This window comes from Microbacterium sp. K35, assembly GCF_004794375.1.
In the GTDB taxonomy this organism is placed as follows: Bacteria; Actinomycetota; Actinomycetes; order Actinomycetales; family Microbacteriaceae; genus Microbacterium; species Microbacterium sufflavum.
The window spans coordinates 1-10,894 of sequence record NZ_SSDM01000329.1 but is presented as its reverse complement, the minus strand read 5'-3'; the positions used below and the strand labels follow the sequence as shown (position 1 = coordinate 10,894).

At 69.6% G+C, this 10,894-nt stretch carries 11 protein-coding genes and 1 pseudogene; 10 read left to right on the top strand and 2 right to left on the bottom strand.

Annotated elements, in window-relative coordinates; all coding sequences use genetic code 11:
• The coding region (locus tag DW299_RS12890) for an ROK family protein (RefSeq protein WP_136036821.1) at positions 1-843 on the bottom strand (843 nt) is incomplete at its 3' end.
• A 100-nt stretch (positions 844-943) separates the two neighbouring features.
• Between DW299_RS12890 and DW299_RS12885 the strand changes: the two genes are divergently transcribed.
• The 7 genes from DW299_RS12885 to DW299_RS12855 all read left to right on the top strand — a co-directional run bounded on the left by DW299_RS12885 (position 944) and on the right by DW299_RS12855 (position 8,634).
• Positions 944-2,269, top strand: a complete 1,326-nt coding sequence (locus DW299_RS12885; RefSeq protein ID WP_205814396.1) for an ABC transporter substrate-binding protein — start codon at positions 944-946, stop codon at positions 2,267-2,269.
• Positions 2,266-3,204, top strand: coding sequence for a carbohydrate ABC transporter permease (locus DW299_RS12880; RefSeq protein WP_205814395.1), 939 nt, complete (start codon positions 2,266-2,268; stop codon positions 3,202-3,204). Before DW299_RS12885 ends, DW299_RS12880 begins: the two co-directional genes overlap by 4 nt.
• Positions 3,204-4,082, top strand: a complete 879-nt coding sequence (locus tag DW299_RS12875; RefSeq protein ID WP_136036820.1) for a carbohydrate ABC transporter permease — start codon at positions 3,204-3,206, stop codon at positions 4,080-4,082. The genes DW299_RS12880 and DW299_RS12875 overlap by 1 nt, the downstream gene beginning before the upstream one ends.
• Before the next feature lie 38 nt (positions 4,083-4,120).
• The gene (locus DW299_RS12870) at positions 4,121-5,812 is read left to right on the top strand and encodes a glycoside hydrolase family 13 protein (RefSeq protein WP_136036819.1); all 1,692 of its coding nucleotides are present in this window, start codon (positions 4,121-4,123) and stop codon (positions 5,810-5,812) included.
• Positions 5,813-5,918: 106 nt separating this feature from the next.
• A complete protein-coding gene (locus DW299_RS12865; RefSeq protein ID WP_136036818.1) occupies positions 5,919-6,929 on the top strand; it encodes a metal ABC transporter solute-binding protein, Zn/Mn family in 1,011 nt (336 codons plus the stop codon).
• Positions 6,926-7,759 (top strand): metal ABC transporter ATP-binding protein, encoded by an 834-nt coding sequence (locus DW299_RS12860; protein WP_136036817.1) that lies wholly within the window; start codon positions 6,926-6,928, stop codon positions 7,757-7,759. Before DW299_RS12865 ends, DW299_RS12860 begins: the two co-directional genes overlap by 4 nt.
• Entirely contained in the window at positions 7,756-8,634 is an 879-nt protein-coding gene (locus DW299_RS12855) for a metal ABC transporter permease (protein WP_240745403.1), read from the top strand. The genes DW299_RS12860 and DW299_RS12855 overlap by 4 nt, the downstream gene beginning before the upstream one ends.
• Before the next feature lie 58 nt (positions 8,635-8,692).
• Here the strand turns inward: DW299_RS12855 and DW299_RS12850 are convergent, their stop codons facing one another.
• Positions 8,693-8,929, bottom strand: a complete 237-nt coding sequence (locus DW299_RS12850; RefSeq protein ID WP_136036816.1) for a hypothetical protein — start codon at positions 8,927-8,929, stop codon at positions 8,693-8,695.
• Positions 8,930-9,116: 187 nt separating this feature from the next.
• On the opposite strand from DW299_RS12850, the gene DW299_RS12845 reads away from it, so the two are divergent.
• From DW299_RS12845 to DW299_RS12835, 3 genes and pseudogenes are all read left to right on the top strand, one after another.
• Positions 9,117-9,533, top strand: coding sequence for a Fur family transcriptional regulator (locus DW299_RS12845; protein ID WP_136032082.1), 417 nt, complete (start codon positions 9,117-9,119; stop codon positions 9,531-9,533).
• Positions 9,530-10,570 (top strand): permease, encoded by a 1,041-nt coding sequence (locus DW299_RS12840; RefSeq protein WP_136032084.1) that lies wholly within the window; start codon positions 9,530-9,532, stop codon positions 10,568-10,570. Before DW299_RS12845 ends, DW299_RS12840 begins: the two co-directional genes overlap by 4 nt.
• Positions 10,563-10,894: pseudogene (locus DW299_RS12835) on the top strand (TIGR03943 family putative permease subunit); the annotation flags it as partial. The gene DW299_RS12840 and the pseudogene DW299_RS12835, both read left to right, overlap by 8 nt.

The window sequence follows — 10,894 nt, the reverse complement described above, 5'->3', positions numbered from 1 at the left end:
GCCGTCGGTCGCGGCCTCTCCCGACTCGACGGCGGCGCGTGCCTGGTCCTGCAGGGCATAGCGGAGCCCGAACGCCGAGCCGACGCCGACGATGTGGTCGAACACCACGCCCTCGCCCACGCCGCCGTGGGCCCCGTGCAGCACGTGCCCGTCGACGACGACTCCGCCGCCGAAGCGCTCGCTGGCGAGCAGGGCCACGTAGTCGCGGCAGCCCTGCGCGGCGCCGAGCGTGCCCTCGGCGATCGCGGCGAGCTGGGCGTCGTTCTTCACCTCGACCACGGGCGCCCAATCGTGCAGGGCTGCGGCGAGGCCGGGGTTGGTGCGCTCCCAGAATCCCTGGGGGTGCGGCGGGGAGATGCCGTCGCGGTCGACGGGCGCGGCGACGCCGACGCACACCGCGAGCACGTGGTCCGCGTCGATCCCGGCCTCGCTGCGGGCGGCCTGCATCCGCTCGACGATCGTGGCCCGGCGGGCCTCGGCGCTCTGGGTCGGGTCGAGCTCGGTGCGGTGATGCACGAGCGTGCGGTCGAGCGGGTCGGCGACCGTGACCGCGAGGTGGGTGTCGCCCGCGTCGACGCCGATCACCACGCCGAGGTCGGGGGAGAGGGCGAACCGTCGGGCGGGGCGTCCGGCGCGGTAGTCGCCCGTGGCCCTGGCGTTGGGGAGCTCGCGCAGCACCTCGGCGCCCACGAGGGTGTCGATCGCGTCGATCGCGGTCGAGCGGGTGAGGGAGGTGCCGGCCATGGCCTCGGTGGCGGTGAACTCGCTGGCGGTCCAGGCGAAGTCGAGGACGGCACCGACGCTCGCGCGCCCGGTGCCCAATCCCGCCGAGACCTCCGCCACTCCCCTTGACCTTTCTGTCGCCCAGATGAGACAGTACCTCCTGACGGACTAAATTCGCTCACTAGATTTAGTCCGCAGATCTACCGACGGGAGGACAACGGTGTCTGCACGACGAACACGCCCGCTGCGCGGGATCGCCGGAGCGCTCGGCCTGGTTCTCGCCGGTGTCGCGCTCACGAGCTGCGCGGCAGGGGACGGGCCGGAGACCATCCGCTTCACCTTCAGCAAGCGCGAGGCCATCCCGTTCATGACCGACCTGGTCGCGGACTACAACGCCTCCCAGAACGACGTCCGCGTCGAGATCGACACCTCGGGCGTCGACGTCGTCTCTGCCAGCTTCGTCCGCGGCAACCCGCCGGACATCATGCTCGCGAACTACAACTACGAGGTCGCCCGGTTCGTGCAGCGCTGCGCGCTCACCGACCTCTCCGACACCGAGGCCGCGGCGGGCATCCGTGACGACCTGCAGCCGCTGATGGACCAGTACGGCTCGTGCGAGGGCCGAACCAGTGCCCTGCCGTACTCGGTCATGGCCGCCTCCGTCATCTACAACACGCAGATCTTCGAGGAGCAGGGGCTCGAGGTGCCGCAGACCTGGGACGAGCTGATCGCTGTGTGCGACCAGCTGCGCGAGGCGGGCATCGACCCCTTCTACGGCACCTTCAAGGACGACTGGACCGTGGCGCAGGGCTGGTACGACTACGCGGTCGGCGGTTCCCTCGACGTGCTCGAGTTCTTCGACGCCCTCGCCGCCGAGGGTACCGACGTGGGTCCCGACTCCGAGGTCTCGTTCCAGAAGGACTTCGCCGAGCCGATGGACAAGATGATGCAGCTCGCGAACGACTACACCAATGAAGACGCCCCGAGTCGCGGCTACGGCGACGGCAACCTCGCCTTCGCGAAGGGCGAGGCGGCGATGTACCTGCAGGGGCCGTGGGCGTTCAGCGAGATCGCGAAGACCGCCCCCGATCTGCCCCTGGGCACCTTCCCGCTGCCCATGACCGACGATCCGGACGATCTCGCGGTGCGGGTGAACATGGACCTCGCGGCGATGATCCCCGTGGAGTCCCGGCACCAGGAGGCCGCCCGCGACTTCCTCGAGTACCTCTACCTCCCCGAGAACATCGAGGAGTACAACGCCTCGCAGCTCGGGTTCACCCCGACGACCGACGCGGCAGCGCCGGACGACCCGCGCATCGAGGGCATGATCCCGTACTACGACGACGGCAAGATCTACCAGGGCCCGTCCGTGCTCGTTCCGAAGACCCTGCCGATCTTCAACTATGCGCAGGCGATGGTGCTCGGCGCCGCGCCGTCGTCGATCCTCCGCACGATGGACGCCGACTGGGCCCGTATCGCCTTCCGCGCTCCCATCCCGACCTCGCAGGATTCCGCATCGGCCGAGACAGAGGAGTCCGCGCCATGACCACCACCACCGCCACCGACACCGGTGCCAGCACCACCGCGATCGTGACGGGCGGCGAGCGGAAGCTCCGCCGGCACACCCGCCGCGTCGAGCCGATCTACTACCTCTTCCTGCTGCCGACCCTGGTGATCTTCACGCTTGCGATCACCGTCCCCGGCGTGATCGGCATCTTCTTCAGCTTCACCGACTCGATCGGCATCGGTGAATGGAGCTTCAACGGCCTCACCAACTACATCGCCCTGTTCAGCGATCCCGCGATCCTGCAGAGCTACCTGTTCACGTTCGGCTTCTCCATCGCGACCGTGATCGTGGTGAACGTGATCGCATTCCTCCTCGCGGTCGGGCTCACCTCCCGCATCCGCTTCAAGACCGGACTGCGGACGATCTTCGTGATCCCGATGGTGATCTCGGGCATCATCATCGCCTACGTCTTCAACTTCCTGTTCTCCAACTCGCTGCCCGCGGCGGGGGCGGCGACGGGGATCGAGTGGCTGCAGACCAGCCTGCTCGCCAACCCCGATCTCGCGTGGGTCGCGATCGTCATCGTCACCGCGTGGCAGGCGGTGCCCGGCACGCTGCTCATCTACATCGCCGGTCTGCTGTCGGTGCCGGGCGAGGTGTACGAGGCGGCCAGCATCGACGGGGCCAGCCGCACGCAGCAGCTCACCCGCATCACCATCCCGCTCGTCGCCGGGTACGTCGTGATCAACGTGATCCTCGGGTTCAAGGGCTTCCTCAACGCCTACGACATCATCGTCGGCCTCACGAACGGCGGACCGGGCACCGCCACCCGCAGCGTGGCCATGACGATCATCGCGGGCTTCAACGGCGGCGACTACGCGTACCAGATGGCCAACGCCACGATCTTCTTCATCGTGGCCGTGCTCATCTCGGTCTTCCAGCTCTCGCTGACCCGCGGAAGGAACACGTTCTGATGACCACGCAGACCCTCACCACGGCCCCGGCCGGCGGCCGGAAGAAGCGCGAGAAGATGGAGCGCGTCAACTGGTCGGGCACCATCATCCTGATCCTCTGCACCGCGACGGTCCTCATCCCGCTGTACGTCACGATCTCGATGGCGTTCAAGACCACCGGTCAGGCCGTCGACGGCAACGCGTTCTCGTTCCCCGCGCCGTTCAGCTTCGACGGATTCGTGCAGGCCTGGAACCTCACGAAGTTCCCCGTCGGTGCCGGCATCTCCCTGCTCGTCACGGCGGGAACGGTCGTCGCCACGATCGTGCTCGCGGCCTTCGCCTCGTACGCGATCGTGCGCAACTGGGACCGCCGGCTGTTCCGGTACTCCTTCTTCTACCTGCTCGCGGCGATGTTCATCCCCTTCCCGGTCGTGGCGCTGCCGCAGATCCAGCTCACCGGACGCGTCGGACTCGACAACCCGTTCGGCGTGATCATCCTCGCCACGATGTTCCAGCTGAGCTTCAGCGTGCTGCTGTTCACGGCGTTCCTGCGGTCGATCCCGATCGAGCTGGAGGAGAGCGCCCGCATCGACGGGGCGACCACGTGGCAGACCTTCTGGCGGCTGATCTTCCCGCTGCTCGCCCCCATGAGCGCGACCGTCGGCATCTTCGCGTTCCTCTACGCCTGGAACGACTTCATGATGCCGTCGCTCATCATCTCCGACCCGGCACTGCAGACGCTGCCGGTGCGGCAGAACCTCTTCCAGAACCAGTTCAGCAACAACTACAACGTCGCCTTCGCCTCGTACCTCATGGCGATGGCTCCCGCGATCGTCGCCTACCTCTTCACTCAGCGCTGGGTGATGGAGGGCGTCACGCAGGGTGCCGTCAAGGGCTGACACCGACCACCGCAAGAAAGCAAGGAGTTCCACCCCTCATGACCGATTCGCTGCTCACCGAGACCCGCGAAGACGACAAGACCGCGACCTGGTGGCGCCAGGCCGCCGTCTACCAGATCTACCCCCGCAGCTTCGCCGACGCCGACGGTGACGGACTGGGCGACCTCCCCGGCATCGTCTCCCGTGCCGACTACCTCGCCGAGCTCGGCATCGACGCGGTGTGGCTGAGTCCCTTCTACCCGTCCGAACTCGCCGACGGCGGCTACGACGTGGCCGACTACCGCAACGTCGACCCGCGCCTGGGCACGCTGGCCGACTTCGACGCGATGGTGGAGGCGCTGCACGCGCGCGGCATCCGCGTCGTGGTCGACATCGTCCCCAACCACACCTCCGACCAGCATGCGTGGTTCCAGGAGGCGCTCGCCGCGGGGCGTGGGTCGGCCGCGCGGGAGCGCTACATCTTCCGCGAGGGCACGGGGCCCGACGGTGCGGAGCCGCCCACCGACTGGATCTCGATCTTCGGTGGCAGCGCCTGGGAGCGCGTGGCCGACGGTCAGTGGTACCTGCACAACTTCGCGGTCGAGCAGCCCGACCTCAACTGGGACCACCCCGAGGTGCGCGAGGACTTCCTGACGACACTGCGCTTCTGGTCGGACCGCGGCGTCGACGGGTTCCGCATCGACGTCGCCCACATGCTCACCAAGGACCTCACCGAGCCGCTGCCGTCGCGCGCCCAGCTCGACGCGATGGACCGCACCTCGGGCACCCACCCAATGATCGACCGCGACGACGTGCACGAGATCTACGCCGAGTGGCGTCGGGTGTTCAACGAGTACGACCCGCCGCGCACCGCCGTCGCCGAGGCGTGGGTGGAGACGCCGGAGCGCCGGGCGAAGTACGCCTCCGCGGAGGGGCTGGGCCAGGCGTTCAACTTCGATCTGCTCGTGGCCGACTTCGATGCGGGCGACTTCCAGCGAATCATCGCCGACAACCTCGCCCAGGCGCACGCCGCAGGGTCGTCGACCACCTGGGTGCTGTCCAACCACGACGTGACCCGCCACGCCACGCGGTACGGCCTTCCGCCGCTGCGCGGTCGCGCGGTGAAGCAGGGCACGGAGTGGGTGCGTGCCGGCGGCCCGGAGGACGGGCTCGACCGGGAGGGCGGACTGCGCAGGGCGCACGCCGCGACCCTGCTGCTGCTCGGCCTCCCCGGCAGCGCGTACCTGTATCAGGGCGAGGAGCTCGGGCTGCACGAGGTGGCCGACATCGCGCCGGAGCAGCGGCAGGACCCCGGGTTCTTCCGCGGGGCCGACTTCGATGGTCTCGGTCGCGACGGGTGCCGTGTGCCCCTGCCGTGGACGGCGTCGGGCAGCTCGTACGGGTTCGGCGAGGGCGGCGCGCATCTGCCTCAGCCTGCGTGGTTCGCCGCGGCTGCGGTCGAGGTGGAGGATGCCGACCCCGGTTCCACGCTCAACCTCTACCGCGAGGCTCTGCGGCTGCGGCGGTTGCTGCAGACCGGCGAGAGCCTGGAGTGGAGGGAGACGGGTCGTGCGGACGTGCTGCGGTTCCGTCGTCCGAACGGCTGGGAGGTCGTGACGAACTTCGGCACGGAGCCCTTCGAGCTCGGAGCGGCCGCGGAGGACGCGGTGCTGTCGACCGTGGCGCTGGACGGCTCCGCGCTGCCCGCGGAGGCGACCGCATGGATCGCGCCGCGGGGGCTCGTGGGGTGAGTCGAGGGTGACGAAAGGCGGAGGGCGTGGTCGCACGCTCTCCGCCTTTCCCGTCCGCGGAGCGTTCGATTTGATAATGGTTCTCATTAGCGTTTACGCTGGCATCATGAAGAAGCCCGCGCTCGCTCTCGCCCTCGCCTCCGTCGCCGCCCTCTCGCTGGCCGGATGCTCCAGCCCCGCCGCGTCGGGACAGGGCGACGACGGAACGATCACCGTCGTGGCGAGCACCAACGTCTACGGCGACATCGCCGCGCAGATCGGCGGCGACCGCGTCGACGTCGAGTCGATCATCACCTCCGCCTCCCAGGACCCGCACTCCTACGAGGCCAGCGCCCGCGACCGGCTCACGCTCCAGAAAGCCGACCTCGTCGTCGAGAACGGCGGCGGCTACGACGCCTTCATCGACAGCCTGCTGCAGGACGCCCAGGACCCGCACGTCGTCACCGCCGTCGAGTACTCCCACGACTTCCCCGGCAACGAGGGCCATGAGGAGGACGCCCACGCCGACGACGACGCCGCCGCCGAGTCGCACGACCACGAGCATGCCGAGGGCGAGGAGGCTCACGACCACGAGGGCCACGACCACATCGAGGGCTTCAACGAGCACGTGTGGTTCGACCCGCACACGATGATCCACGTGGTCGAGGCCATCGCCGACGAGCTGACGGCGCTCGACCCCGACGGCGCGGACACGTTCGCGACCAATGCCGACGAGCTGGTCGCCGAGCTCGAGGGCTTCGAGTCCGACCTCGAGACGCTCAAGGCCTCCGCCGAGGGCAAGACGGTGTTCCTGACCGAGCCGCTGCCCGGCTACCTCGCCGCGGCCGCCGGTCTCACCGACGTGACGCCCGAGGGCTTCGCCGAGTCGGTCGAGGAGGGCAGCGACGTCGCGCCGGCGGTACTGCTCGAGTCGCTCGATGTGATCGCGTCCGGACAGGTGACCGCCCTGCTGACCAACGCCCAGACGGGCGGTGCCGAGACCGAGCGGGTCGAGAAGGCCGCGGACGACGCCGGAGTGCCGGTGGTCGCCTTCACGGAGCTGCTGGAGGACGGATCGTCGTACTCTGAGTGGATGCGTGACGCGATCCAGAGCCTCGCCGCCGCCGTCCAGTCGTGAGCGGCGCGGTCGACCGCGCGGCGCCCGTGCTCGAGATCGCCGACGGGGCACTGCACCGCGGAGACCGCGAGCTCTGGTCGGGCCTCGATCTCACGGTGCAGCCGGGGGAGTTCATCGCCGTGCTCGGACCCTCCGGGTCGGGCAAGACGACACTCCTGCGCAGCATCCTCGGCCTCCAGCCCCTCTCCCGCGGCACGATCCGCGTGGCAGGTGAGCCCGTGCACCGCGGCAACGCCCGCATCGGCTACATCCCGCAGCAGCGCGCGATCGCTCCCGACACCAGCATGCGTGCCAGGGATCTCGTGGCGCTCGGCGTGCAGGGCAGCCGGTTCGGCCTCCCGTTCCCGCACCGCGGCGACCGCGCGAAGGTCGATGCACTGCTCGACGCGGTCGGCGCCGCGCACTACGCCGACCGTCGGGTGGGGTTGCTGTCGGGCGGAGAGCAGCAGCGGCTCCGCGTGGGACAGGCGCTCGCCGACGAACCGGCCCTGCTGCTGTGCGACGAGCCGCTGTCGAACCTCGACCTCGCGAACCAGGTGGGCGTCACCGACATCATCGACCGCCAGCGGCGCGAGCGCGGTGCGGCGGTGCTGTTCGTGACGCACGACATCAACCCGATCCTCGGCCGGGTCGACCGCATCCTCTACATCGCCGGCGGGCGCTTCCTGCTCGGCACCCCGGACGAGGTGCTGCAGACGCGCGTGCTCAGCGACCTGTACGGCACACCCGTGTTCGTGCTCCGAGCGGGCGACCGGCTCGTGGTCGTGGGTGTCCCCGACGCCGAGCCCCACCACCTGCACGACGACCACGACCACGGAGGGACCGCATGACCGCCGCCGCCCTCCTCGTCCCTGCCGTCGGGTGGGACGACATCTTCTCCTTCCAGGACTACGGCGAGCTCGTCGCCCTGCTCGCGAACTCGATCATCGCCGGGGCGGTGCTCGGCATCGTCGGTGGCCTGATCGGCGTGTTCGTGATGCAGCGCGACCTCGCCTTCGCGGTCCACGGGGTCAGTGAGCTCTCCTTCGCCGGTGCCGCGGCCGCGTTGCTCTTCGGCGGCAGCGTGGTGTTCGGCTCACTCGGCGGGGCCCTGGTCGCGGCGATCCTCATCGGCGTGCTCGGTGCGAAGGCGCGTGACCGCAACTCGATCGTCGGTGTGCTCATGCCGTTCGGCCTCGGCCTCGGCATCCTCTTCCTGTCGCTGTACGACGGACGCAGCGCCAACCGCTTCAGCCTCCTCACCGGTCAGATCGTGTCGGTGTCGAGCCCCGACCTGGGGTGGCTCATCGGCATCAGCCTCGTCGTGCTGCTCGGGCTGCTGGTGATGTGGAACCCGCTGCGGTTCGATTCGCTCGACCCGGAGTTGGCGGCGGCCCGCGGGGTGCCGACCCGGGCGGTGAGCCTGCTGTTCATGGTGCTGCTCGGGTTGATCGTGGCGGTGAGCGTGCACATCATCGGAGCTCTGCTGGTGATGGCGCTTCTGGTGACACCGGCCGCCGCGGCCATGCGGGTCACGGCGGGTCCGGTCGCGGTGCCGCTGCTGGCCGCGCTGTTCGGCTTCGTCTCGGCGGTCGGCGGCATCCTGCTCGCCCTCGCCGGCACCCTCCCGGTGAGTCCGTACATCACGACGCTGTCGTTCACGATCTACGTCGTGTGCTGGATCGTGCAGAAGACCCGGTCGCGCGTCCGTCGCGTCTCCGCCTGACCTTGCCGGCGAATGGTGCCGGGCCGCCGCCCTGACGGACGACGGCCCGGGGCTGGAGTCACTCGTCGGACGGGGGCCGGTTGCGGCGCACGAGCCACCGTGTGACGTCGAACACGAGGCCACCGGCGAGGAAAGATCCCGCGATCAGCATCATCATGCGCAGTCCTTCGTCGGCGGTGGTGACCGCCGTGCTGAAAGCCATCCACATGCCGATGGCGACGAACACCCACCCAGCGATCATGCGTCCCGAGGGGCGCGAGGCGGAGGGTGTCGAGTGAGCGCTCCTCTTCTCCATCGTCGGCTCCTCCGTCTTGGACTACCCTTCTAGCGTACGCGTATGACGGCTATTCGCTGTCATGCGTAGACAATCATCCCAATATGCGCGCGCGGCATGTGTCGCGATCCGATCCGGAGAGTGACTCCGGTCCCGCCCCCGTCCGCTCCCAGCCCTCGCCAACCCCCTCCGGCCTAGAATCGAAGGCATGGCTCAGCGGAACACCTGGCAGCGCGAACGCGTGCGCGAAGCACTCGCCGACGCCCGCGGTTTCGTCAGCGCACAGAGCCTCCACGCCTCCCTCCGCGACGACAACACCGGCATCGGCCTCGCCACGGTCTACCGCGCACTGGCAGGGCTCGCCGCCTCGGGTGACGCCGACTCGCTGCAGAGCCCCGAGGGCGAGGCGCTGTACCGTGCCTGCTCCACCCAGGGGCACCACCACCACCTGATCTGCCGGTCGTGCGGGCTCACGGTCGAGATCGAGGCGAAGGACGTCGAGCAGTGGGCGCACCGCACCGCCGCTCTGCACGGGTTCACCGACGCCGCGCACGTCGTCGACATCTTCGGGCTGTGCACCCCGTGCGCCAACAAGCGCGAGGCCGGCAGGACAGCGACAGCGTGAGTTCCCCGGCACGAACGGCCTCCCGTCCGGGCCACACGCACCGACACGCGACACCGCCGCGGTCGCCCTGGATCGGCCTCGGTCTCGGCGCCGCGATCGTGGCGGCGCTGTTCCTGATCGACCTGCTGCTCCCGTCGCTGTACCCGGCATCGCTGCCGACCAGGGCGCAGGACGGCCTCACCCTGGCGCTCAGCGTGCTGATCGAAGCACTGCCGTTCGTGATCCTCGGCGTGCTGCTGTCGATCGTCGTGCAGGTGTGGCTGCCCGCCGACGTCATCCACCGCTGGCTGCCACGCCGCGCGTGGGCCCGGCGCGCGGTGCTGTCCCTCCTCGGGATGCTCATCCCGGTGTGCGAGTGCGGCAACGTCCCCTTCGCGCGCGGTCTGATGATGCGCGGCCTCGCCCCGGCGGAGGCCCTCACTTTCCTGATCGCCGCGCCCATCGTCAACCCGATCGTCATCCTCACCACCCACGCGGCCTTCGGTTGGGACGGCGGCATCCTCGTCGCGCGCCTGGTCGGCGGCTACCTGATCGCGAACCTGATCGGCTGGATCTACAGCCTGCACCCGTCGCCGGACTCGCTGCTCACCCAGCGCTTCGTCGACACGTGCGAGCGCGTGACGCACGAGCCGGGCACCCCGATCCGCCGCAGCCTCACGCAGTTCCTGGTCGAGCTGCGGGCGGTGATGCCGGCGCTCGTGATCGGCTCAGCGCTCGCGGGAGCCGTGCAGGTGCTGATCCCGCGCGACGTGCTGCTGGCGATCGGGTCGAACCCGGTGCTGTCGATCGTGGCGATGATGCTGCTCGCGATCGTGGTCGCCATCTGCTCCAACGTCGACGCGTTCTTCGCGCTGTCGTTCGCGTCCACCTTCTCGAGCGGGGCGATCGTGGCGTTCCTGCTGGTCGGACCGCTCGTCGACATCAAGATGCTGGCACTCATGCGTACGACCTTCACGGCGCGCACGCTCGTCGGGATCACCGCGGTCGTGCTCGCCGCGGCCTTCGCGATCGGGATCGGGGTGAACGTCTTTGTCTGAGCAGCAGACACCGCGCGCTCGAGCCCTCGCGACCCGATGGCTGGGCGTCGGACTGGCCTCCGCGGTCGCGGTCGTGACGCTCGGGCTCGCGGTCACCGGGCGCCTGACGCTCTACATCAGCCCCGAATCGGTCTGGTTCGCGAGTGCGGCCGCCGTGGTCACGCTCGCCGGGGCGGTGTGGTCGTGCACCCTGCCGCTCGGGGCCGAGGACGACCACGGCCACGACCACGGCGACGCCACCGCGGAGCCCGAGCACGCGGACGACGAGGCGTCGCGCACGACCGTGACTCCCCGGCGGACCCTGGCCGGAGTCGGCGCGGTCGT

Excerpts from the sequence above, each read along its gene's own strand:
- DW299_RS12870 (WP_136036819.1), top strand. The coding sequence starts at position 4,121 with ATGACCGATTCGCTGCTCACCGAGACCCGCGAAGACGACAAGACCGCG.
- DW299_RS12880 (WP_205814395.1), top strand. The coding sequence starts at position 2,266 with ATGACCACCACCACCGCCACCGACACCGGTGCCAGCACCACCGCGATC.
- DW299_RS12855 (WP_240745403.1), top strand. The coding sequence starts at position 7,756 with ATGACCGCCGCCGCCCTCCTCGTCCCTGCCGTCGGGTGGGACGACATC.
- DW299_RS12845 (WP_136032082.1), top strand. The coding sequence starts at position 9,117 with ATGGCTCAGCGGAACACCTGGCAGCGCGAACGCGTGCGCGAAGCACTC.
- DW299_RS12865 (WP_136036818.1), top strand. The coding sequence starts at position 5,919 with ATGAAGAAGCCCGCGCTCGCTCTCGCCCTCGCCTCCGTCGCCGCCCTC.
- DW299_RS12850 (WP_136036816.1), bottom strand. The coding sequence starts at position 8,929 with ATGGAGAAGAGGAGCGCTCACTCGACACCCTCCGCCTCGCGCCCCTCG.
- DW299_RS12875 (WP_136036820.1), top strand. The coding sequence starts at position 3,204 with ATGACCACGCAGACCCTCACCACGGCCCCGGCCGGCGGCCGGAAGAAG.